26 protein-coding genes, 1 tRNA gene and 1 pseudogene are annotated in these 22,346 nt (G+C 63.9%); 17 read left to right on the plus strand and 11 right to left on the minus strand.

The features are described from left to right. The first annotated feature begins 195 nt into the window (after positions 1–195). The 4 genes from IB279_RS00410 to nagA are packed head-to-tail and all read left to right on the plus strand — an operon-like array spanning position 196 to position 4,054. Positions 196–1,080 (plus strand): N-acetylglucosamine kinase, encoded by an 885-nt coding sequence (locus tag IB279_RS00410; protein WP_112770708.1) that lies wholly within the window; start codon positions 196–198, stop codon positions 1,078–1,080. Continuing rightward, the gene (locus IB279_RS00415; protein WP_034804855.1) at positions 1,077–1,841 is read left to right on the plus strand and encodes a GntR family transcriptional regulator; all 765 of its coding nucleotides are present in this window, start codon (positions 1,077–1,079) and stop codon (positions 1,839–1,841) included. Before IB279_RS00410 ends, IB279_RS00415 begins: the two co-directional genes overlap by 4 nt. Before the next feature lie 33 nt (positions 1,842–1,874). Further along, complete coding sequence (locus IB279_RS00420) at positions 1,875–2,897, plus strand: SIS domain-containing protein (protein WP_192338914.1); 1,023 nt, start codon at positions 1,875–1,877, stop codon at positions 2,895–2,897. Beyond that, complete coding sequence (gene nagA, locus IB279_RS00425; RefSeq protein ID WP_060519466.1) at positions 2,894–4,054, plus strand: N-acetylglucosamine-6-phosphate deacetylase; 1,161 nt, start codon at positions 2,894–2,896, stop codon at positions 4,052–4,054. The genes IB279_RS00420 and nagA overlap by 4 nt, the downstream gene beginning before the upstream one ends. 86 nt (positions 4,055–4,140) lie before the next feature. On the opposite strand, the gene IB279_RS00430 is transcribed toward nagA, so the two are convergent. The 3 genes from IB279_RS00430 to IB279_RS00440 are packed head-to-tail and all read right to left on the minus strand — an operon-like array spanning position 4,141 to position 7,141. Beyond that, positions 4,141–4,875 (minus strand): copper homeostasis protein CutC, encoded by a 735-nt coding sequence (locus IB279_RS00430; protein WP_089043082.1) that lies wholly within the window; start codon positions 4,873–4,875, stop codon positions 4,141–4,143. Further along, positions 4,872–5,783: an ROK family protein gene (locus IB279_RS00435; protein ID WP_112770707.1), complete on the minus strand. Its 912-nt coding sequence runs from the start codon at positions 5,781–5,783 to the stop codon at positions 4,872–4,874. Before IB279_RS00435 ends, IB279_RS00430 begins: the two co-directional genes overlap by 4 nt. Then, entirely contained in the window at positions 5,780–7,141 is a 1,362-nt protein-coding gene (locus IB279_RS00440) for an amidase (protein ID WP_192338916.1), read from the minus strand. The genes IB279_RS00435 and IB279_RS00440 overlap by 4 nt, the downstream gene beginning before the upstream one ends. Positions 7,142–7,335: 194 nt before the next feature. Here IB279_RS00440 and IB279_RS00445 point away from each other — a divergent pair, with 194 nt between their 5' ends. Further along, positions 7,336–8,067 (plus strand): sulfate transporter family protein, encoded by a 732-nt coding sequence (locus IB279_RS00445; protein WP_034804837.1) that lies wholly within the window; start codon positions 7,336–7,338, stop codon positions 8,065–8,067. 75 nt (positions 8,068–8,142) lie between these two features. Beyond that, a complete protein-coding gene (locus IB279_RS00450) occupies positions 8,143–8,352 on the plus strand; it encodes a SlyX family protein (RefSeq protein ID WP_034804834.1) in 210 nt (69 codons plus the stop codon). Between the two features lie 84 nt (positions 8,353–8,436). On the opposite strand, the gene IB279_RS00455 is transcribed toward IB279_RS00450, so the two are convergent. The 3 genes from IB279_RS00455 to IB279_RS00465 form a co-directional block, all read right to left on the minus strand. Next, complete coding sequence (locus IB279_RS00455; RefSeq protein ID WP_034804831.1) at positions 8,437–9,429, minus strand: BMP family protein; 993 nt, start codon at positions 9,427–9,429, stop codon at positions 8,437–8,439. Between the two features lie 305 nt (positions 9,430–9,734). Further along, a complete protein-coding gene (gene msrA, locus IB279_RS00460; RefSeq protein ID WP_112770705.1) occupies positions 9,735–10,388 on the minus strand; it encodes a peptide-methionine (S)-S-oxide reductase MsrA in 654 nt (217 codons plus the stop codon). Between the two features lie 39 nt (positions 10,389–10,427). Continuing rightward, positions 10,428–10,745 (minus strand): membrane protein, encoded by a 318-nt coding sequence (locus IB279_RS00465; protein WP_034804825.1) that lies wholly within the window; start codon positions 10,743–10,745, stop codon positions 10,428–10,430. A gap of 382 nt (positions 10,746–11,127) precedes the next feature. Here IB279_RS00465 and IB279_RS00470 point away from each other — a divergent pair. The 7 genes and pseudogenes from IB279_RS00470 to IB279_RS00500 all read left to right on the plus strand — a co-directional run bounded on the left by IB279_RS00470 (position 11,128) and on the right by IB279_RS00500 (position 15,042). Then, positions 11,128–11,217 (plus strand) — tRNA-Ser (locus tag IB279_RS00470). 185 nt (positions 11,218–11,402) lie between these two features. Next, a complete protein-coding gene (locus tag IB279_RS00475; RefSeq protein WP_034804822.1) occupies positions 11,403–11,717 on the plus strand; it encodes a helix-turn-helix transcriptional regulator in 315 nt (104 codons plus the stop codon). Next, positions 11,714–12,070 carry an SRPBCC domain-containing protein gene (locus IB279_RS00480; protein ID WP_034804820.1) on the plus strand — a complete coding sequence of 119 codons (357 nt, stop codon included), beginning with the start codon at positions 11,714–11,716 and terminating at the stop codon, positions 12,068–12,070. The genes IB279_RS00475 and IB279_RS00480 overlap by 4 nt, the downstream gene beginning before the upstream one ends. Before the next feature lie 44 nt (positions 12,071–12,114). After that, entirely contained in the window at positions 12,115–12,750 is a 636-nt protein-coding gene (locus IB279_RS00485; protein WP_112770704.1) for an ATP-dependent Clp protease proteolytic subunit, read from the plus strand. Positions 12,751–12,940: 190 nt separating this feature from the next. Further along, positions 12,941–13,246 carry a putative quinol monooxygenase gene (locus IB279_RS00490; protein ID WP_192338918.1) on the plus strand — a complete coding sequence of 102 codons (306 nt, stop codon included), beginning with the start codon at positions 12,941–12,943 and terminating at the stop codon, positions 13,244–13,246. Between the two features lie 103 nt (positions 13,247–13,349). Then, complete coding sequence (locus IB279_RS00495) at positions 13,350–14,222, plus strand: sigma-70 family RNA polymerase sigma factor (protein ID WP_112770702.1); 873 nt, start codon at positions 13,350–13,352, stop codon at positions 14,220–14,222. Between the two features lie 182 nt (positions 14,223–14,404). Beyond that, positions 14,405–15,042 (plus strand): annotated as a pseudogene (locus IB279_RS00500) (class I SAM-dependent methyltransferase). Between the two features lie 102 nt (positions 15,043–15,144). Here the strand turns inward: IB279_RS00500 and IB279_RS00505 are convergent. Continuing rightward, on the minus strand, positions 15,145–15,519 hold the full coding sequence (locus tag IB279_RS00505; protein ID WP_246801833.1) for a DoxX family protein: 375 nt from the start codon (positions 15,517–15,519) through the stop codon (positions 15,145–15,147). A 358-nt stretch (positions 15,520–15,877) separates the two neighbouring features. On the opposite strand from IB279_RS00505, the gene IB279_RS00510 reads away from it, so the two are divergent. Genes IB279_RS00510 through IB279_RS00520 form a run of 3 tightly spaced genes read left to right on the plus strand, consistent with a single transcriptional unit; the run spans position 15,878 to position 17,325 of the window. Continuing rightward, entirely contained in the window at positions 15,878–16,210 is a 333-nt protein-coding gene (locus IB279_RS00510; protein ID WP_113186903.1) for a helix-turn-helix transcriptional regulator, read from the plus strand. Between the two features lie 2 nt (positions 16,211–16,212). After that, positions 16,213–16,689, plus strand: coding sequence for an SRPBCC family protein (locus IB279_RS00515; RefSeq protein WP_060519493.1), 477 nt, complete (start codon positions 16,213–16,215; stop codon positions 16,687–16,689). Positions 16,690–16,701: 12 nt separating this feature from the next. Further along, positions 16,702–17,325: a dihydrofolate reductase family protein gene (locus IB279_RS00520; protein ID WP_113186902.1), complete on the plus strand. Its 624-nt coding sequence runs from the start codon at positions 16,702–16,704 to the stop codon at positions 17,323–17,325. A gap of 117 nt (positions 17,326–17,442) precedes the next feature. On the opposite strand, the gene IB279_RS00525 is transcribed toward IB279_RS00520, so the two are convergent. The 4 genes from IB279_RS00525 to IB279_RS00540 all read right to left on the minus strand — a co-directional run bounded on the left by IB279_RS00525 (position 17,443) and on the right by IB279_RS00540 (position 21,043). After that, positions 17,443–18,372, minus strand: a complete 930-nt coding sequence (locus IB279_RS00525; protein ID WP_060519497.1) for a hypothetical protein — start codon at positions 18,370–18,372, stop codon at positions 17,443–17,445. Positions 18,373–18,411: 39 nt separating this feature from the next. After that, positions 18,412–19,218 carry a MerR family transcriptional regulator gene (locus IB279_RS00530; protein WP_112976979.1) on the minus strand — a complete coding sequence of 269 codons (807 nt, stop codon included), beginning with the start codon at positions 19,216–19,218 and terminating at the stop codon, positions 18,412–18,414. Positions 19,219–19,322: 104 nt separating this feature from the next. Further along, positions 19,323–20,519 (minus strand): CmlA/FloR family chloramphenicol efflux MFS transporter, encoded by a 1,197-nt coding sequence (gene cml, locus IB279_RS00535; protein ID WP_113186899.1) that lies wholly within the window; start codon positions 20,517–20,519, stop codon positions 19,323–19,325. A 242-nt stretch (positions 20,520–20,761) separates the two neighbouring features. Continuing rightward, positions 20,762–21,043 carry a BON domain-containing protein gene (locus IB279_RS00540; RefSeq protein ID WP_029742346.1) on the minus strand — a complete coding sequence of 94 codons (282 nt, stop codon included), beginning with the start codon at positions 21,041–21,043 and terminating at the stop codon, positions 20,762–20,764. A 241-nt stretch (positions 21,044–21,284) separates the two neighbouring features. On the opposite strand from IB279_RS00540, the gene IB279_RS00545 reads away from it, so the two are divergent. Further along, positions 21,285–22,229 carry an AEC family transporter gene (locus IB279_RS00545; protein WP_034805271.1) on the plus strand — a complete coding sequence of 315 codons (945 nt, stop codon included), beginning with the start codon at positions 21,285–21,287 and terminating at the stop codon, positions 22,227–22,229. Positions 22,230–22,346 lie beyond the last annotated feature (117 nt).

Below are 22,346 nucleotides of genomic sequence, written 5' to 3' on the forward strand. Positions count from 1 at the left end.
TTGTATCTCCTCTTGGTCAAATTAATGCCAAAAAAATACCAATTGTCCAGCAGAATTTAAGTTTTGACGTCTTAAAAAACTAAACAGCTAAATTAGCTCTTGAATTTCAACGTATTGCAACGAAAACGAAACTGCAGACGGATTCAGGCTTGGTTATTGGTATTTTTTTGGTATCCTCAATGGGCGGAGGTACTCATGACAAATTACCTGATCGGAATCGATGGCGGCGGAACGAGCTGCCGGGCTGCCGTGGCATCGGCGGACGGGCGCATTCTCGGGCGCGGCAAGGCGGGCGCGGCCAATATCCTGACAGACCCGGAAACCGCGCTTGCCAATATCGGTGAGGCCGCACGCGCCGCCTTTATGGAAGCGGGCCTTGATCCCCAGGGCATAACCGCTGCCAAGGCGATCGTCGGTGTCGCCGGGCACAATGTCGGCGACGCCGTGCATTATGTTAAGCGCCGCCTGCCGTTCGCCGCAGCCGATATCGAATCCGATGGCTTGATTGCCCTTCAGGGCGCGCTCGGCAATCGTGACGGTGCAGTCGCCATTCTCGGTACCGGCAGCATCTATATCCTTCGCCAGGGCGAAACCGTCAGCTATGTCGGCGGCTGGGGCTTCACCATCGGCGACCATGGCAGCGGTGCACGCATCGGCCATGCGCTTCTGCAGGAAAGCCTGCTTGCCTTCGACAATATTCATGAAGCCTCGGCGGTCACCGACAGCGTCCTTGTCGAATTCAACAACGAGGCGCGCGACGTCGTCGATTTCGCCCGCCTCGCCAAGCCCGGAGAATTCGGCCGCTATGCGCCGCGTGTTTTCGAAGGCGCCGCATCCGGCGACCCGGTTGCCGTGCGCATCCTGAAAGCCGCTGCCCTCACAGTGGACGAGGCGCTTGACGTCGTCGTCGCAAGAGGCTGCGAAAGATTGTGCCTTCTCGGCGGATTGGCGCCGCTCTATCGCCCCTGGCTTGCCGATCGGCATCAGGCCTTGCTCGTCGAGGCGGAAGCCGACGCGCTGACCGGATCGGTCGCCGTTGCCGCCCAGCGTTTCGGCACCCAGGCGAGGGCAGGCGCATGACGCACCAGCTCGCTTCCATTCTGCCGCTCGAGGGCCTGCAGTCCGGAGGGTCGGGGCCGCTCTATCTCAAGCTTCGGCAATCGCTCGAAGACGCGATCCAGTCGGGCAAGTTGAACCACGGCGACGCTCTGCCGCCCGAGCGTGATCTTGCCGACTACGCCAACATCAGCCGCGTCACCGTGCGCAAGGCGGTGGACGATCTCGTGCGCGACGGCCTGCTGGTTCGCCGCCACGGCTCCGGCACCTTCGTCGTCAAGCCGGTCTCCAAAGTGCAGCAGTCGCTCTCGCGGCTAACCTCGTTCACGGAAGACATGGCGCGCCGCGGCCTGAACACCCACGCCCGTTGGCTGGAGCGCGGCCTGTTTCACCCCTCTCCGGATGAGATGATGGCGCTCGGCCTTCCGGCCGACGCGCTGGTTGCCCGGCTCGGGCGCCTGCGCATCGCCGACGACATGCCGCTTGCCATCGAGCGCGCCAGCATTTCGGCGGAGTTCCTGCCGGACCCGCAGGCCGTCACCTCGTCGCTCTATACTGCGCTCGACAAGACCCGCTCGCGACCGGTTCGCGCCGTGCAGCGCATCTCCGCTTGCAACATCAAGGATCCGGATGCCTCGATGCTCGGCGTCGCCGTCGGTTCGGCCGGCCTTTCCATCGAACGTGTCTCCTATCTCGCATCGGGACGCGTCGTCGAATTCACCCGCTCGCTCTACCGGGGCGATGCCTATGACTTTGTCGCGGAACTGACGCTGTCGGAATCCTAAAAGCGACGGCTCCGCCAAGAAAGGGAATTGACCATGCAGACCAATATGCGCCGAGAAATCGACGAGATCCCCGAAGCCGCCCAGCGTCTGCTGGAACGCTCCGCCGACCAGCTCAAGGCGGCCGGCGCCGCACTGCGCGCCAAGGATCCGGCCTTCCTCGTCACTATCGCCCGCGGCTCCTCCGACCATGCGGCGCTGTTCCTCAAATATGCGATCGAGCTGCAAGCCGGCGTGCCCGTCGCTTCGCTCGGCCCGTCGCTCGCCTCGATCTACGGTGCCAAGCTGAAGCTCGGCGGTGCCGCGGCGATCGCGATTTCGCAGTCGGGCAAGAGCCCGGATATCGTCGCCATGGCAAAGGCTGCGACCGATGCCGGCGCGGTCTCGATCGCGCTCACCAACACGCTGCCGTCGCCGATTTCAGAGGCCTGCACCAACCCGCTCGACATCTGGGCCGGTCCGGAAATCGCCGTTGCCGCCACGAAGTCATACGTCAATTCGATCGTCGCCGGCCTTGCCGTGCTCGGCGAATGGACCGGCGACGCTGCACTTCAGCGCGCGGTCGCCGACCTGCCGAACCAGTTTGCCAAGGCCGTGAAGCTCGACTGGCAGGCCTTTGCCGACGATCTCGGCGAAGCCGAATCGCTCTATGTGCTTGGCCGCGGCCCGGCGCTCGCCATCGCCAGCGAAGCGGCGCTGAAGTTCAAGGAAACCTCCGGCATGCATGCGGAAGCCTATTCGGCGGCCGAAGTGCTGCACGGACCGGTGGCGCTCGTCGGCGCCAAGTTCCCGGTGCTGACGCTTGCAGCCCGTGATGCGGCCGAGACGTCGGTTGCCGGCATTGCCGACGGTATGGCGGAAAAGGGCGCGGTGGTTCATGCTACCTCGAACCTCGCCGCCAAGGCCAAGCGCCTGCCGTTCGTCGAGACCGGTCACCCGATCACCGACGCGCTGACGCTGATCCTGCCGTTCTACGGTTTCGTCGAGGCCTGGTCGCGTTCGCGCGGTCTCAATCCCGATGCGCCGGCAAGCCTCAAGAAGGTAACGGAGACGAGATGAGCGAGAGGAAGGCAATCACCGGCGCCCGCCTGTTCGACGGCGTCGAATGGCACGACGGCTGCGCCCTCGTCATCGAAGCTGGTCGCGTCAAGGCGATCGTGGCGTCGGCCGACATTCCCGCCGGCGCCGAACGGATCGATGCCCACGGCATGCTGCTGGTGCCGGGTTTCATCGACCTGCAGGTCAACGGCGGCGGTGGTGCGCTTCTGAACGAGGAGCCGACCGTCGAAGGCATCCGGCAGATCTGCTCGGCCCATGCCAAGTTCGGCACCACGGCGCTTCTGCCGACGCTGATCACCGATACGCGCGAAATCCGAAGCGCCACCATCAAGGCCGGCCTTGAGGCAAAGGCGGCCGGTGTGCCCGGTTTCCTCGGGCTGCATCTCGAAGGCCCGCATCTTTCGGTCGCGCGCAAGGGTGCTCATGATCCGAAACTGATCCGGTCGATGGACGATGCCGATCTCGCCGAAATGCTCGATTGCGCCAAGGCGCTCGGTGTCCTGATGGTGACTGTGGCGCCGGAAAACGCCACCAGGGAGCAGGTAAAGGCGCTCGCCGATGCCGGTGCCGTCGTCAGCCTCGGCCACACGGATGTCGGCTATGAAACTGCGGTCGCCTACGCCAAGGCGGGTGCACGTACCGTCACTCACCTCTTCAATGCCATGAGCGGTCTCGGCCATCGCGAGCCGGGCGTGGTCGGTGCTGCGCTTGCCACCGGCACGCTGCATGCGGGCCTGATTGCCGACGGCTATCACGTCGAGCCGGCGTCGATGGGCGTGGCGCTGCGCGCCAAGGTGGGGCCGGGGCAGATCTTTCTCGTCACCGACGCGATGTCGCCGATCGGCACCGACATGAAGAGCTTCCAGCTCAATGGCCGCGAAATCCTGCGCGAAGGTGGCCGCTTGACGCTTGCCGACGGCACGCTTGCCGGCGCCGACATCGACATGCTGTCTTCGGTGCGCTTCGTGCACGAGAAGCTTGGCCTCCCGGTCGAGGAAGCCCTTCGCATGGCGTCCGCCTATCCGGCCGATGCCATGGGGCTTGCCACTCACAAGGGACGGCTGAAGCCCGGAGCGGACGCCGATTTCGTGTTGCTCACGCCTGAACTCGGCATGGGCTCCACCTGGATTGGCGGCGACCAGGTCTACGCAGCCTGATTGCCGCTTACGAGAAGATTTGACAAGAAGACCCGGAAAGCGCTCCGCTCTCCGGGTCTTTCCTTTGAGGGAAGGAAAGGCGCCGATCAGCGCGGGCTGCGGGCCGCAAGCTTCGCCTTCATCGCCCGCACCGTCTCCGGATCGGTGCGGCGCCGATCGGAAGAAACGAACCCCATATCGACCAAGCGTGGATCCTGAGCCGGCTCACCAATCGAGCAGGAGGAGTGCACTTCGCTGACCGTGAGGTGATCGAGCAGAGCGTCGACCGTCTTCAGCGTGACGCCGGATCCCGGCATGATCGACAGCCTGGCCTTGGCAAGGCCGATGATTTCGCTAAGGCGGTCGATCGCCTGCGGCGCGCTCCTGGCCCCGCCTGAGGTGAGAATGCGCTCGAAGCCAAGGTCGACTGCGATTTCCATCGCCTCGGCGAAATCCGGGACGAGGTCGAAGGCCCGGTGCAGCGTCATGCCGAGTCCGGCTGCATGGCCGCTGAGCTTGGTGAGCATCGATGTGTCGAGCCGGCCATCGGCAAGCGAGGCGCCGAGCACGACGCCGGCCAGACCGGCATCCCGTACCGCGTCGATATCGCGGCGCATCGCGTCGAGGTCAGCGGTTGAGAAAATGAAGTCGCCGGGCCGCGGCCGGATCATCGCGTAGACGGGCACTCGTGGCGGGCCAGCCAGCGCCATAAGGCCGGGATTGGGCGTGAGGCCACCGACGGAAAGGGCGGCGCAAAGCTCGATCCGGTCGGCGCCGCCTTCGATGGCCGCGTAAAGTCCGTCGGCATCGTCGACGCAGACTTCGAGTTTGATGTCGCTCATGCCTTGTCTCCTGAAAGCCCGAGCAGCGCCGCGCCAATGAGGCCGGGCTCGATCCGGCATTCGCCGCGTACAACCAACGGCCGGTCGAACCGCCGCAGAATCCGGCTACGCACCGCCTTGTCGATCTCGGCGAGCAGTTCCTCGGCATTGGAAAGGCCGCCGCCGACGGGCACGATCGTCGCACCCGTGATGTTGACGACGAGCGCCAGCGGTGAGCTGACGAGATCGACGAGCAGGTCGACCGTGCGTTTCGCCTCGGCGTCGCCAACCTTCCAGGCCTCGATGATCTCTTGGCTCGAAAGCGTCTTGCCCTGAGCGGTCTGGTGCAGCCGTTCCAGCCCGCGGGCGCCGCCGACGGTATCGACGCAGCGCTTCTGGCCGCAGCCGCAGGCGTAGGCGGGAATCGCCATTGGTGGATCCCCGGCCTCCGACGCGATCGCCGGGCCATGGCCCCATTCGCCGGCGAATCCGCCATCGGCATTGATCAGCCGGCCGTCGATGACAAGGCCGCCGCCGACCCCGGTGCCGAGGATGGCACCAAAGACGATGCGATGACCGCGCCCTGCACCCGCTCCGGCCTCGGCCAGCGCAAAACAGTCGGCGTCATTGGCGATCTTTACCGGCAGATGCAGCGCCGCCTCGAGTTCAGCAACCAGTTCGAGCCCGTCGATGCAGGGAATGTTGGCGCATTTGATGCGCCGCGTCTCGGGATCGATCACGCCGGTGATCGAGATCGCCACGCAGTCCGGGTGTCCGCCCGCTTCGTCCAGAACCGATTCGAGCGCCTGCACGAACTGGCGGAAATTGGTAAGCGGCGTGGTTCGGCGCGGCAACGGAAAGATCCGGTCGCGCGAATGCACGATCGCGCCTTTGATTGCAGAGCCGCCGATATCGAAACAGACGATCATGCCTCACCCCGGATGATCGCCTCGGCCGAAAGCGCCACCGAAAGCAGCCGGTCGTCCTGGTGATGCGGGGCCGCAAGCTGGAAGCCGACCGGCATTTCCGCCGCCCCGAGCCCGCAAGGAATGGAGATGCCGCAGAAATCCAGGAAGTTGCCGATCGAGGTGTTGCGCAGCGTCTTGCCGTTGATCTTGAAGAACAGCTCGTCGTCTTCGAGAAGCGGCGCGATCGGCGGGGCGACATGGGGCAGCGTCGGGTGGGCGATGAGTTCGTTCGGCTTCAGACTTTCGACCGTCTCGTGGATCAGCTGGTCGCGCGCGTCGAGGAGCGCGATGTAGTCGGGCATGGAGATCTTCTCGCCGAGCCGCGTGCGGGCGACGACGCGTGGATCCATCGCGTTGGCCTCGGGCCCGGCCAGACGCTCGCGGTGCAGCGCATAGGCCTCCGCCGTCACCAGGGCGCCGTGGCGGGCCATCAGCCCGAACACGGCCGAGAAGGATGGAAAAGCGCGGCGGCTGACGGCAACGCCCGCCCTCTCGAGCCGCTTGATCGCGTCCTCGAAGGCCTCGACGACTTCCGGCTCCGCATCGTCGAACACCACTGTTTCCGGGATCACCAGCGCGATGCTCGAGAGGTCGGCGCGGCGCACGGTCGGCGCCGTCAGCCCGTGCATGGCGGCGTCCACCCAGACGGCATCCTGTACCGTGTGGCAGAGTGGCCCGAGCGAATCGAGGCTTTCAGCCAGCGGAAAAATGCCCTTCATCGCATAGCGGCCGCGCGTCGCCTTGTAGCCGACGATGCCGGTGAAGGCTGCGGGAATGCGGACAGATCCGCCGGTGTCGGTACCGATGGCCGCCGGCACCAGTCCGGCCGCAACCGCGACCGCCGAGCCCGACGACGAGCCGCCGGGAATGCGCTCGACGTCGGTGGCCGCCGGGTTGCGCGGCGTGCCGTAGTGCGGGTTGAGGCCAAGGCCGGAGAAGGCGAATTCACTAAGGTTGGTGCGACCGACACTGACCATGCCGGCGGCGGAAACGGCGGCGACCACAGGCGCGTCGCTCGTTGCCGGCGCGTTCGTCCGAAGCACGGCCGAGCCGGCGGTCGTAACGTTGCCGGCGGTGTCGAACAGGTCCTTCCAGGCGACCGGCAGGCCGTCGAGCAGACCGAGCGACCGCCCGGCCCTCAGACGCTTCGAGGCAGCCTCCGCATCCCGCGTCGCGCGCTCCGGCGTCAGCTCGACAAAGATGGCGTAATCGCCGTGTGCGTCGATCGCCGCATAGGTTTCCTTGGCGAGCTCCACCGGATCCAGCTTGCCGCTCTGCACCAGCACCGAAAGGCTGGCGAGTGTCTTTTGTTCTGTCATGTCATCCTCCGCGGAGCGCTGCTGCCGGCATCCCGTATGTCTACAATATCGCCGCTCCCGGCGTTTTCCATGCTTCCCTTAGACGAGGCGCATGAATCTTGCATAAAGACGGGTGCCTGCCGGGACTATCTTGTCGCCGGTAGCGCCTCTGCCTACATGCACCATCGAACCTTGGCCCATGCTGGAGAGCGATGATGATCCTGGACGCGGCGCGACTGTCGCTTGCCAATCTGTTTGCACCCGAGACCCGATCGGTCTTCTGGAAGGTGCTGGGCCTGACGATCCTTGCGCTTGTCGCCCTGTGGTTTGCGGTGCGCGAAGTGTTCATCTGGCTCGCCTTGCCCTGGATCGACACGCTGATGCCGGGCACGCCCGTCTGGGCCGGCTGGCTGACCTTCGTGCTAGGCATCTTCGCAAGCCTTGGCCTGGCCCTGGCGCTCGCCCTGCTTCTTGCGCCCGTCACCGCACTGATCGCCGGCTTCTTCCTCGACGACGTCGCCGACGTCATCGAGAAGCGTGACTATCCGAACGAGCCCCCGGGACGGCCGCTGCCGCTCGGCGAGGCGGTCGCCGGCTCACTGAAGTTCCTGGGCGTCGTGATCCTCGGCAACCTCTTGGCGCTGGTGCTGCTGCTCGTTCCGGGCGTCAATCTCGTCGCCTTCTTCCTGGTCAACGGTTATCTGCTCGGTCGCGAATTCTTCGAGTTTGCGGCGATGCGCTATCGCGCGCCGGCGGAAGCGCGGCTCTTCCGGGAAAAGCACCGCTCGACCGTCTTTCTCGCGGGTCTACTGCTCGCGGGCTTCCTGGCTGTGCCCTTCGTCAACCTTTTGACGCCGCTCTTTGCTGCCGGCCTGATGGTGCACCTGCACAAGCGTCTTTCGGCTAGGGATCCCGGGTTCTCGCTGCGTGTGGCGGCGAAGGCATAAGGCCTTGCTTGACACAAGGCCGGTTGTGGCCAATCTGCCGGCAAACGGCGCCGCGCGCCCATGGAGTTTGCAAGAATGAGCAACACCGACGAACGGATCACCCGCCTCGAGGAGACCGTGGCCCATCAAGCCAAGACCATCGAGGAGCTTTCCGATCAGCTTGCCGAGCAATGGAAGGTGGTCGAGCAGGCGCGCGCCAAGCTCGACCGGCTGACAGAAAGGTTCCTGACGCTCGAAGAGCAGTCTCTCGACGCGCCGGCAATCACGAAGCCGCCGCATTACTGATCGCCGCGCTCACGTCAGGACAAGCAAAAAAATGGCCGCCGGTCCAATGAACCGGCGGCCTTTTTCATGACGCAAGCGCTGCTCTTAGTAAGGGCAGGACTCGTCGCTCATGTAGTCGTGGACCTGGACCTTGCCGGCAATGATTTCGGCTTTCACCTTTTCCACCGCGTCGAGCATCTCGGGCGTGATCAGCGCCTTGTTGTTGTCGTCGAGCGCGTAGCCGACGCCGTCTTCCTTGAGGCCGAGGTTGGAAATGCCGAATTCGAACTTGTCGTTCTTGGCTGCCGTGAAGGCTTCGTAGACGGCGACGTCGACGCGCTTCAGCATCGAGGTCAGGACCTTGCCCGGCTGCAGGGCGTTCTGGTTGCTATCGACGCCGATGCCGAGCTTGCCCGCATCTGCGGCTGCCTGCAGAACGCCGACACCGGTGCCGCCGGCTGCGTGGTAGACGACATCCGAGCCCTGGTCGATCTGGGACTTGGCGATTTCGCCGCCCTTGACCGGGTCGTTCCAGGCGTCCGGCGTCGTGCCGGTGTAGGCTTCCAGAACCTTGACGTCAGCGCCGGTCGACTTGGCGCCGCCAACGTAGCCACAGGCGAACTTGTGGATCAGCGGAACGTCCATGCCGCCGACGAAGCTGACGGTCTTCGACTTGGAAGCGAGACCGGCGAGAACGCCGACGAGGTAGGAGCCTTCCTGTTCCTTGAAGACGACCGACTTGACGTTCGGCTTCTCGACGACCATGTCGATGATCGCGAACTTGATATCCGGATATTCCGGCGCGATCTTCTCGAGCGAAGCCGCCCAGTTGAAGCCGGCCATGACGATCGGGCTGTTGCCGTCGCTGGCGAAGCGGCGCAGCGCCTGTTCGCGCTGGGCATCGTTGGCGATTTCGAACTCGCGGTATTCGACGCCCGATTCCGTCTTGAACTTCTCGGCGCCGTTAAAGGCAGCCTCGTTGAAGGATTTGTCGAACTTGCCGCCGAGATCGTAGATGATCGCCGGCTTGATGTCGGCGGCCAGTGCCGTGGCGGACATCATCGAAAAGGCAAAAAGACCGAGAATTGTTTTTTTCATCGTGCAGCCCTGTTGTCGCTATTGATCTTATTGGGTCCTCCCGCCGGCTCCCTGACGGAAGCCTGTCTGCGGAACCCACCCCCTTCTCCTTGGGGCTAGGGTGGCGCATCCTTGCACGGTCACGGCAAAAAAACACTCAAAATTTTTCAGATGGTAAAAATTGAAGCCACGGATACCGGCACTCGTAAGGCACCGGTTCTGTTGCATTTTTTGAGATGACGACAAGGTGTCCCGGTCGGTCCGGCGCGGCCTCAGGGTTGTGGGTATCGCGACCGCGCGCGGGATGCCATCCGCGGGGTATGCGTCTAGTGGCCGATCGGGCAGCTGACGCCGGTGCCGCGCAGGCCGCAATAGCCGCTGGGGTTCTTCGCCAGATATTGCTGGTGGTAGTCCTCGGCGAAATAGAACGGTCCCGCCATGCCGATCTCGGTCGTCACCCTGCCGCCGTGATTGGCGTGCTTCAGCGCCGTCTGGAAAGTCGTGCGCGCGGCCTTGGCGTGCGCCAACTGCTCGTCGTCATAGGCATAGATCGCCGAGCGGTAGGTAGTGCCGATATCGTTGCCCTGGCGCATGCCCTGCGTCGGGTCGTGTCCCTCGAAGAAGGTCCTGAGCAGGCTCGCGAGCTTCACCTTTTCCGGATCATAGACGACCAGGACCACTTCGGCATGGCCGGTAAGCCCTGTCGTCGTTTCCTGGTAGGTCGGGTTCGGCGTCAGCCCGCCGGCATAGCCGACCGCCGTCACGTAGACGCCGGGGATGTTCCACAGCAATCGTTCGGCGCCCCAGAAGCAGCCCATGCCCAGAAGGATGCTCTTGGTGCCGTCGGGGTAGGGGCCTTTCAACGGCCGGCCGGAAACGAAATGTGTCTCGGCCGTCGGGATCGCGGCGTCACGGCCCGGCAGCGCCGTCTGCGCGTCCGGCATGATCGTTTTCTTGTTGAACATGTCGATCAGGAACATCAGCACACTCCTTTCGATGCGAAGGCCGCCTGCAATGCGTCAGGCGGCGAATCGTCCGGCCGCCGGCCGCTTCTTGTATCCGACCATCCATAGCACGAGGGCGATCAGCGCCAGCACCGCAAAGGCCGGCTGTTGCAGCAGCCAATGCAGCATCCCGTGCCAGATCGTCGGTGCGGTATCGGAACGTTGTGCAAACTGGACCCAGCTTGCCGTGTCGGCGCCAAGCGCTTCCAGGTCGTCGCCGAGCGACGTCATGACCAGTTCCGATGCTGCGACCGACTGGATCGCGTCGACGGCACCGGCAAGCACGGCGGCAAACAACACGACGGCGCTCGCCAGCCTCAGTAGAAATCGCATCGGACGGCATTCCCTTCAATTCGCTGGCTGGCACCGGTCATCGGCTCGGCGCGTCGCCCTGCCGCATCTTCTCCGATCGCCCGTGCCTCGGACAAGGCCCGACAATGAAAATATGCGGCAATCTGGCATGCCGGAGGATGTGGCCGAGACGGGCCGGACGCATCGGACACGCCCTGACGCAAGAGATAAGCCCCTTGCCCGGAGTGCACAATGGGAACCGGGAACCCGCCCGCGTCACAAGATGTCAATAATCTGTCAGAAAGCAGTTGATCCCGGGCAAATCATCGGTATATAGACGCGCGTCCGCCGGTTATCAGCCGGCTGACGCCGAAGGGCCCCGCCCTTCCCATCCAGCCGGATTGACCATCGGCTGCTGACGGATGGACAGGTGGCCGAGTGGTTGAAGGCGCACGCCTGGAACGCGTGTATACGTGAAAGCGTATCGAGGGTTCGAATCCCTCTCTGTCCGCCATTTCCCCCTTGTTCTGCTTCCATTGCCAATGCGCATTAAGCGCTACCCTTGTCCCATCTACTGGCGGGTATTGATCTGAGGCGCCGTGACAATGTCGTTTGGCGCGCAAAGTCGCGTCCTTTCTTTTCTCCTCCTGCTGAACAGCGCACTTGTTATTGAGATAAGTCCGTGCTTATGTGTTTGGCATGATCGAGAACGAGATATTCCGAGCCCTGGCTGACCCCACGCGCCGCGCCATCTTCGAGAAGCTTGCTGACGGAAGCATGAATGCCAGCGCTTTGCGGGAAGGTATGGACATAAGCCAGCCGGCCATGTCCCAGCACATTTCCGTGTTGCGGAGTGCCGGGTTGGTGAAGGAGCAGCGGCAAGGTCGGTTCGTAAACTACGAAGTCGACCCGGACGGGCTGGCGCAAATTGCGCAGTGGCTCGCGAAATACCGTGCCTACTGGCCGGCACGCATCGAAGCTCTGAAGATCTTGCTGAAGGATATGGACCAATGAACCACGAAATCAGCGCCCCGGACGATAACAGCCTTGAGCTGGAATACGAACTCGACGAGGCGCCGCAGAAGGTCTGGCGCGCAATCAGCATCCCGGCGTTTCGCGAAAACTGGCTACCGAAAGAGGCATTGGCCGACCCCGATGGCGCCGTCGTCGTGCCTGGAGAAGAGGTCCGCTACAGGCTGCGCGAAACCGAAGCTCCCTTTCTCGAAAGTACGGTCACATTCCGGATCGCCCCGATTGGTTCGGGCGGCACCCGGCTGCGGATCGTCCACGAACTGCCGAATGTTCGCGGCGGTCGCGTGACCAGGACGGCCGCGAACAGCAACGATACTCTCATGCTCGCCGCCTAGACCGGCGAGCTTCCCCTCAATCTCTGGATAAATGGAGTTCGCCGATGCGCGAAGCGATGCAACTCGTCCCTATGGTCGTCGAGCAGTCGAACGGTGGAGAGCGGTCGTTCGACATCTATTCCCGCCTGCTGCGCGAGCGAATCATCTTTCTCAACGGTGAGGTGAACGACACGGTCTCTGCGCTGGTCTGCGCCCAGATGCTTCTTCTCGAAGCGGAAAACCCGAAGAAGCCCATCCATCTCTATATCAATTCGCCGGGCGGCGTGGTGACCAGCGGTTTCGCCATGTACGACACCATGCGCTACATCCGGGCACCGGTGCATACACTGTGCATGGGGACCGCACGGTCGATGGGTTCGTTTCTGCTGATGGCCGGCACGCCGGGCCAACGGGCCGCCTTGCCCAATGCCAGCATCCTCGTGCACCAGCCATCGGGCGGTTTTCAGGGCCAGGCGTCCGACATGCAGATCCATGCCGAGGAGATCCTTCGCACCAAGCAGCGCATGACGCGCCTCTATGCGGAACATTGCGGACGGACCTACGAGGAGTTCGAACGCGCCATGGACCGGGACCGTTTCATGACCGCAGAAGAAGCATTGGAATGGGGCCTGATCGACACCATCCTGAAGGTTCGCGACGACGGCGAGCCGGCGGCGGCTTCCAGCGGCTTTGCCCTCTAACGGTCTGTCACTGTTCGGCGGGCTACCGGCCGATAACGGATGGTCCGCTGCCGAGTCCCTCGAAGGCGGTCCCCTGCCAAGGGAGTATCCCCGACGTCCGAATCGCCTGGCGCTAAAAAATCGTCGCCCGCGCGATCCGTTTCGCCTCTCCGCTTCGTCTTTCGTGCATCCGCAACGAAGGAGAAGCACCATGACCACTGCACCCGTCACTCTCGTCAACGTTCTGAAGGTCGAACCCGGCAAGCAGAAGCAGTTGATCGCGCTGTTGAAGCGCAACATCGACACCGTCATCCGCACGCTCGGCGGCTGGCGGATGAGCCGGCTGATTGCTGCCAGGGATGGCACCAGCGTCATCATCTATTCGGAATGGGAGACGCCCGCGGCCGTCGAGGCGATGCGCGCCGATGTCAGGATGAAGGCCTATTTCCCACAGATCCTCGAACTGGCGAGCCTCGAATCGGTCATCGGTGAGGTGGTCCTCAGCGATCACAGCTGATGTCGAACGGCCGTCCGTTGCCGGAGCCGGTTTCGATCGGTCAGGCAGCGGACATTTTCTTCAGTCCACGCTATCGTCCGAACCGGCCCCTGGAGATATCCCCATGGAACTCGATGTCATGAATACGGAAGACTTCGAGGATCGCTTGAGGGAACTCCGGCCGCGGCTGCACCGCTATTGCGCACGCATGACCGGCTCGGCCGTGGATGGTGAGGACGTGCTGCAGGACACGCTGATCAAGGCCGTGCAGGCGCGGGCGGATGGCGTGGTGGTGGACAATCTCGAAGGCTGGCTGCTGCGCATCGCCCACAACACCAGTCTGGATTTTCTGCGCCGGCGGTCCAGGCACAAGATCGTCCCCCTGCTCGATGACATGGAAGACGCCCCGCTGCCCGAGGCGGACATCGTTGCGATCGGCTTTCAAACTTTCCTGCAACTGCCGGAACTTCAGCGCTGCGCGGTGATCCTGAAGGATGTGCTCGGCCATTCGATCGAGGAAATCGCCGCTATCGCCGAGTGTACGCCGGCGGCGGCCAAATCGGCGCTGCAGCGCGCCAGGGTGGCGCTCAGGCACCTGACCGAACGCCCGGAGGATATGCGGCTGCCGCTGATGTCCGACGCGAACCGGCACAAACTGGCAAGTTTCGTGCGCTTCTTTCAGGGCGGCGACTTCGATGCCATCCGCGCCATGCTGGCCGACGATGTAAAACTTGAGCTGGTCAACAGGCTGAAGCTGGAGGGTCGCGAGGGCATCAGCCGCTATTTCACCCGCTATGCGCAGGAGACAAAGTGGCGTTTCGCGCTCGGCGCAATCGAAGGGCGGCCGGCCATGCTGGTTTTCGACAGTGCCGGCCCCATGGAAAAACCGGCGCATTTCGTCGTTCTCGATTGGCGTCGGGACGAGATCGCCGCGATCCGCGATTTTCTCTTCGCCCCCTATGTGCTTGAAACCGTTGATTGGGTTCGCCTGGCTTGAACTGCGAGAGAGCGGCTCTTTGCCGATTGAGGGTCCGTTCTCCGTCAAATGTTGACGGTTCCGCGCTATTCTTGGACCTTCGCTGGTATCGGCAGCCGTTGGGTTTCGGCAGGTTTCCCTGGCCGGTGTGGCACCGGCTCCGAGCATCGCGGGGGACCGGTTGCGTTCTGGGGAGAGGCAGCATGAGTTTGGCGAGCGACGCGCGCTTCTGGGACCGGACGTCGCGGCGATACGCCAAGGGAACGATCGCGGACCCGGCCGCCTATGAACACACGCTCGACCGCACCCGCGCCTTGCTTCTGCCCGATGACCGCGTGCTCGAACTCGGTTGCGGCACGGGAACGACGGCGTTTCGGCTGGCGGGCGATGTGCGCGACTACCTTGCAACCGATTTTTCGACCGAGATGATCGCCATTGCCCGGGAGAGGTACGCCGTCGACCTGGTTCCGAACCTCGCCTTTCGCAGCGCGACGGCCGAAACGCTTGCGGCCGAACGTGGGCAGTTCGATGCGGTGCTGGGCTTCAACTACCTGCATCTCGTGCGCGATCTGCCCGCCACGCTCGACAACATCCATACCCTGCTTGCCTCCAGGGGAGTGTTCATCTCCAAGACGCCCTGCGTCGGCGACATGAACCCGCTCGTCCGGCTCCTGCTGTTGCCGGCGATGCGGGCCGTCGGACTGCGCCCTATGCGGGAACTTTCAGCGCAGCAGAGCTCAGCCGGCACATCGTCGCCGCCGGCTTCGAGCTTCTGTCGGCGGAAAATCACGCATCGGCGAGCAACGACAACCGCCCCTACATCGTCGCCCGGAAGCGCTGAGGTGTTAGACCAGAGCAGCCGCGCTGCCCTGGTCTCGATGCGTTCCAGACACGCGCTGCCGCGAGGGCTGAGTGGTCCTGCCGAGCCGCCGATTGTTGACGTTCAACGCCTGCGCGACACGATCGATACCAGCGCCAGGCCGCCGATCACGGAGACGTGCTCCAGCGCCACGGTCATGTCGCGGAAGGCCTCTTCGCCTTCCTTCAGCCAGAAAGGATGGGCGATCGGGATCGTCAGCACCGTGAAGACGGCGAGCGCCCCGGCGGCAAGCCAGACCCAACGGTTGAGGATGATCAGCAGAGAGGCGCCGATCTGCAGGATCAACGTCATCGAATTGAACAGCCATCCCGGCGTCAGGCCGAAGCCTTCCATGATCGCGACGTTGGCGTTGAAGTCGAAGAGCTTGGCAAGGCCGCTCGACCAGAAGACGAGCGCGGGCGAGAATGCCGAAGGCGCGCGAATCCAGGGTGTTTGCAATAGGGCCGGACATCGATCATCCCTTCCTTGCTGTGCGGAAGGCGACCCTGCGGACGATTGCCGGTGTCGGCGCGATGGTGAACAGGCCAGCGAGCCAGCAGGCGGCGCTCGATGCTGCGGCGCCGCCGGGCTCGGCGATGCCCGCGTATGCCGTTCCAGTCCCGGGATTGTCAGTCCTTATCTGGTTTTCCCAAGCCACGTCGGCCCCCATTTCCGATTGAACCGACGGGGTTTGTAGAAGCTCAACCAGGCTTGAGGTCAAGAAAACGGCCATGTGACAAATTGGCTGGCGCTGGCGGCGGTCGTTCGATGAATAGTTAGCTCTTGCGCTAAGTATTGACGCGTGATACTTAGCCTTATGGAACAGTATTCAGACCGATTGGACGTGATCTTTCAGGCGCTCTCCGATCCCACCCGCCGTGCGGTGCTTGCGCGGCTCGGCGGCGGTCCGGCGAGCATCAGCGATCTCGCCAGACCCTTCGACATGGCCCTGCCGTCCTTCATGAAGCACATCCACTACCTTGAAGGCAGCGGGCTCATCCGCACGCACAAGGAGGGCAGGGTGCGCACCTGCGCCATCGAGAAGGCGCAGTTCGCCGCGGTAGAGAGCTGGCTTTCGGCGCAGCGCGCGCTCTGGGAAGGCCGCGCCGACCGGCTGGAAAAATTCGTCACTGAACACGAGGAGGAATGACCATGATCCGCTCTCCCGATCCTGAACTCGACCTGACGATGGCGCGCATCATCAAGGCGCCGCGCGCGACAGTCTGGCGCGCCTGGAGCGATCCCACTCGGCTTGAGCAATGGTGGGTTCCTGAGCCGGCAAGATGCAAGGTGATCGACATGGATCTCAGGCCCGGCGGCAGTTTCGTGACGCGGATCAGCGAAGGCGGCGGCGCATTCGTGCCGCATATCGACGCCTGTTTTCTCGCGGTCGACGAACTCTCGCGCATCGTCTTCACCGACACGCTCGTTGCCGGTTGGCGGCCGGCGGAAAACGCCTTCATGACGGCGATCATCACCCTCAGCGATCATCCAGCCGGCACCGAATACGCTGCCCATGTAATGCATCGGAGCGGCGCGGACCGGAAGATGCACGAGGAGATGGGTTTTCACGACGGCTGGGGAACGGTTGCCGGGCAACTGGCCCGGTTCGTCGAGCAAACTCACTGAGGAGACGATCCCATGCGCAATATCGTGCTGCAGATGATGACGACACTGAATGGCCGCCTCGACGATCCGCTTGCCTGGATGGGGACCGTGGTCGAGGAACAATACCGGGCGATCGACCGTCTCTACGCCGGCTACGACACGGTTCTGGTCGGCCGCACCACCTATGAGGAGATGGTCGGCTACTGGCCGGGCGCGCTGAAGGACGAGGCGGGCGGCGAGACCAATCGGGTGATGGCAGGGCGTATGCACGACTATCGCAAGATCGTGTTCTCCCGCACCGAAGAGCAGGCGATCAGCCGCTGGCACAATGCCGAGCGGGCGGTGGTTCCTGATGATGCGGCGCTCTCGCGCTACCTGACCGACCTGAAGGCTGAGCCCGGCCGGGATATCCATCTGTCCGGCGGCGCGAACCTGGCGCAGACGGTGATCGGCCTCGGCCTCGTCGACCGCTACCACTTCTTCGTCTACCCGGTCGTATCGCCGGGCGAACCATGGTTCGCCCGGCTTCGCGACAAGAACGAGCTGCAGCTGATCGGCAGCGAGCACTACGACAACGGCGTCGTTGGGCTCCACTATGCGACGGTACGCGACGCAAAGTCAGCGAGACCGAAAAGCTTCTCGGAGCTCATCGCCTAAGAGCAATTCCAGGAAAAGTGCGAAGCGGTTTTCCGTCCGGAGTTGCGCCAGCCAAGCGAGCGAATTCCAGGAAAAGTGCGAAGCGGTTTTCCGTCCGGAGTTGCGCGGCTTTTGGGATCACTCCCCGGCTTGCAGGGTGGTGAACAGCCGGTCGTAGGTCGGTGCCAGAAGGCGTAGGCTTGCGGCCGCCTCGGCATCCCTGCGCAGGACCAGCGGATACTGCAGCGCGCCGATCAGCCGTGCCTGTTCGCCGGCGATGGCGGCGGATTTGGCAAGGCCTGCCCGCGCCAGGCAGGACGCCGCATCGCCGGCGCGGCGGGCACCGACACGAACGGCGAAGTGCACGAGGTGCGCCCGCAGGTTCTTGTCGCAATGGTCTTCGATCAGAGCGGCGAGCGCTTCGGCTGCGTCGGCATTGCCAAGGCTGCCCGTCGGCACCAGCCGGTCCGTGGTCATCGAGAGCCAGTGGATCGCGGCCGGCACCGAGGCGCGGATTGCCTCGACCTCGCTCACGTCGGCGACACGAGAGAATCCCCATCGCATGGTGTAGGGGTCGCCGTAGCTCAGCGTCTCGGCGCCCCAGGCCGTCATGAAATCGTGGAGCGGCAGGGAGGCGTAGGGATATCCTTGCGGGTCGTGCATCAGCACGCGCGTCTCGTCGATCGCGAGGACCACGACATAGTGATCGGCCTCGATCGGTCCCGTCATGCCGGGCTGGTGCCTCAGATGCCCCATCTCCACCGGGCCGACCCAGACGGGACCATCCTTCAGCGCCGAGCGCAGGCGGGAAAGCGCGTCCTCGGGCTCGCCGCCGCTGCTGACCTGCGACGTCCAGCCGAGCGCCTTCAGCGCGCCGTCGAACCCGGCCTCCGGATCCCAGCCGTAGGGGTCGAAGAACGGCAGGGTACCGCCGACGATCTGCATGCCGAAGGGGCTACCGGTGGCAAGCTCAATGGTCGAGGTCGAGGGCGCGGCTTCGCCGAACATCATTGCAAATGAGTTGGCGTAGCAATAGGGGCCGGAGCCCACATAGGAAAAGTGCTGCATCGGTTGGTCCTTGAGTGATTGGAGCGTGCGGGGATTGGGTTAACGCACGATGGGGTAGGCGACATCGAAGCGGGTACCGCCGCTGCCGGGATAGATTTCGTAAGGGCTGCCGAAGCAGCTGAGATCGTCGCTTTGCTCGAACCAGGCTTCGATCGCGTCATAGACGCGGAGCACGGCCGGAAAGGTTTCGAACGGTTCGGCCACGGCCAGGAACGCTTCGCGTCCCGCCGGCTGAAGGCGGATGCGCAGATCACCAGTGGGTTCGAGGCTGCCGTCATAGCCGATCGCCACCTCGACGAGACCCTTGCCGTCGTGATTGACCGGCTCGTGGAAATGCAGCGTCATCGGTCCGTCGTCGCTCTTGCCCGATTGCGCAAGATAGCCGCGGATCTCCGCTTCGGCGCTTTCGGTGAAGGCCTCGAGCGCATCCACCGTCACATGGTGCTGGCGATAGACGATTTTCGAAGGCGCGACGTCGCGCACGGCAACGGCCCTGACCAGCGGATCGTCGCCGCCGCTCGATTGCCGGATGATTGCCTCCACCAGCTCGCGCTGATCCTCGAGTCGTTTGCTCTGCACCTCCAGCCACGCGCGCAGCTCCGTGAGGCGAACGTCGGGCTGAAGATCGATCAGCCGTGCGATCCGGGCGATCGGCAGCCCCAGCTGCCGCAGCCGGGCAATCAGCCTGGCGCGGCTTGCCTGCGTGGCGGCGTAATAGCGGTAACCAGTCGCGGGATCGACATGGGCAGGCACCAGCAGGCCCTGCTCGGCATAAAGCCTGAGTGCTTTCGGCGACAATCGTGTGGCGGCGCCGAAGCGGCCTGCGAGGAAGTAGGAATCGGTCATGAAGGTAGTCTGGGGTCAGCCCCAGGGGCGAGGTCAAGGGGCATGTTGCCGCCTTTCCTGTTGAAGACCTCCCGGAGCAGGCGACCGCTCCGGGAGGGGCAAGGCTATCGATTTTCGCGCCGGTTGTGAGACGCCAGCGCCAGCAGCGTGATCGTCGCCATGCCGAGGCAATAGCCGACGAGCGGCCAGGCCGTATCACCGCCAAGCAGGAGAACGGCGCCGGTGCCAATAAGGCTGACGATCAGGCTCTGGATCGAGAAGTAGAGCGCGACCGCCGTCCCGGCGATGGCATCGAAGGCCTTGAGCGCTCCGTTGGCGGTGACCGAGGCGCTCATGACGATGCCGAAGGCGATCACCCACATTGGCAGCACGAAGCTCTGGAACGACGGCACCGCCGAGGCTTCGCCCGCGCCAAGCAGCAGCCCGCCGAGGATGATCAAGGCCATGCCGCGGGCGAGGCAACCGGAGGTCCCGTAGCGGGTGACGAAGCCCCTGGCGAAGCGCGTGGCGATGATCATCACGACGGCGGCGGTGGCGAATGCCAGGCTGAAGCCGAGCTGCGAATAGCCGGCGCGATCGATGAGCAGGCGTGGCGCCGTGGAGAAGAACACGAAAAACGCGCCCATCGCCGTGCTGAAGCCAAGCGTATAGGTCCAGAAGGCGCCACTTGCGAGCATGGGCCTGAACCTCGGCCTCATCGGTGCCGCGGCGTCAGGCCGGGTTTCCGACCACCGCGGCAAGGCCTGGCCGAGTGCCGCAAGGCCAAGCATGGCAAGCGTCAGGAAGATCGCCCGCCATCCGAAAGCGCCCGATATCAGCGCGCCGGCGATCGGCCCGAGCGCCGGCACGAAGGAGAGCATGGCGCTGAAGAGGCCATAGATGGTCACACCCTCCGGACGTGCGCCGTAAACGTCGCGCACGGTCGCGAAGGTCGCGACCAGTGCGGCCGAGGCGCCGGCCGCCTGGACAAGCCGCAAGGCGACGAAGACCGGTGCCGAGGTGGTTGCGGCCAGTCCCAGCGAGGCCAGCGCAAACAGCGTCGCGCCACCGAGAAGAACGGGACGGCGGCCGACGCGGTCGGACAGCGGGCCGAACAGCAGCTGACCCAGCCCCAAAAGCAGCATGTAGAGGCTGAGCGTGAGCTGGACGACTGCGGGCGACGTGCCGAGGATCGCCGGCATGTCGGGCACGACGGGTAGGTAGATGTCCATGGCGAGCGACGCCAGGATATCGAAGGGCGCCATCAGCAAAAGGGCTGCCGGCAGCGAATAGGACCAGGTGTGGGAATTACGATCGGGCATGATGAAACATCCGCGCAAATGAAAACCATTCGGCGGCGATCTGCCACTTCATCAAATCTTCTGAATGTGAGCCGACAGACGCCGCAACAACTTATTCAACCGTTGTTGCGGCTTACCTGGTTGCTGACGGGTCGGTCCTCATCTGCGGCTCCTATGGCGGCTCTCCAGCGATACCGCCAAGCCAGCCGAAATCTCATGCCGGCATGTCCTATCATCGGGATTTCCGGACGGCAACTCCTGGCTCAGCTATCAGCCTCGGCCGCGCCCGGCATCACCGCCAGCCGGTTCTCGACGCTGGTGACGCCGATCACCGATGCTGCGGCATCGCCGGCGCAGGCGATGTCGGATGCCTGCGCCACATGACCGGAAAGCACCACGATCCCGCCGAGCGCCATCACCGAGATCTCGCGCGTATCGATCATCGCCGCATACTGGATGTAGCGCAGCACCTTGTCGGCGAGCGCATCGTCGATGAGATGCGGATCGTCGTCTTTGTGCGCGTAAATGGACTTCTCTGTCGGCATGGCTCGTTCCTCATGCTGTTTCGGAACGCCTGCGGCCGGGGAATGTTCCCCTCCCTGTGCCCGCTGCTCGCGCGCTTGCGGCGCGGGTGCGAACAACGTTATTGCTGGCAGGACCATTCCAGGAGCGGAAAGAGGAAAGCATCTGCGGTCTTCCGCCCGTCTCCCGCTCTACCTCATGAGAACAGACCCCGAAGATCTTGGATCGATACGCTCCAAGGTCATCGTGATCCAGGGCCCGCGCATGTCCGACATCTTCCAGAACGTCCTGCCCATCTTCATCCTGATCCTTGCCGGCTGGTTGCTGGTGCGCCTGGGTTACCTGAAACCGGCCGTCGGCGAAGCCTTGGGCGATTTCGTCTTTCGCGTCGCCGTGCCCATCCTGCTGTTTCGCACGATTGCGGAAGCGGATTTCAAGGACGGTTCGCCCTGGCCGCTCTGGGTCGCCTATTTCTCGGGCGTCGCGGTGACCTGGACGTTGGGACACGTGGCGGCGACGCTCGTCTTCGGGCGGGATGCGCGCATGGGCGTTCTCGCTGGCGTCTCCTCCGCCTTCGCGAACACGGTCTTCATCGGCCTGCCGCTGGTGTCGCGAATCGTCGGCGAGGAGGGCATCGTTGCGATCTCGATCCTGCTTTCGGTGCATCTGCCCGTCATGATGATAGCCGGCACGCTCTTGATGGAGCGTGCGGAGCGGCGCGCCGGCGGCAAGCCGGGGCAAAGCCCGCTGCAGCTCTTGGCCGGTGTCGCCCGCAATCTGGTGCGCAACCCGCTGGTGATCGGCCTTGCCTGCGGCGCCGCCTTCCACCTTATCGGCCAGCCGCTTGGCGGTCCGGTCAAGACCGTCGTCGATCAACTGGCGTCGATGGCAGCACCCGCGGCGCTGATCTCGATCGGCATGGCGCTGGATAAATACGGCCTTGCCGGCAATCTCGGGCTCGCTTCGGTGACGAGCGTCTTGAAGCTCGCCGTCATGCCGGCGGTCGTCTATGCGAGCTGCCACCTGCTCGGCCTCAACGACAACTGGACGACGGCGCTGGTGCTGACGTCGGCGGTGCCGACGGGTGTCAATGCCTGGCTGATCGCCAACCATTTCAATGTCGGCCATGGGCTGGCATCCTCGACGATCACGCTGACGACCGCGCTCGGCGTCATCAGCGTTTCGGTCTGGGCCTATCTGCTGATGTGATTACCGCTCTCTCCGGCAAACTGTTTCGCCGCAGAGGCTTGGATCCGCCTGAACGTTCCGTGCGCAACATCTCTGCCTATCCCCGAATACGAAAAGGCCCGGCGCGAGCCGGGCCTT

This window comes from Ensifer sp. ENS06, from assembly GCF_014852205.1.
GTDB classification, from domain to species: Bacteria; Pseudomonadota; Alphaproteobacteria; order Rhizobiales; family Rhizobiaceae; genus Ensifer; species Ensifer adhaerens.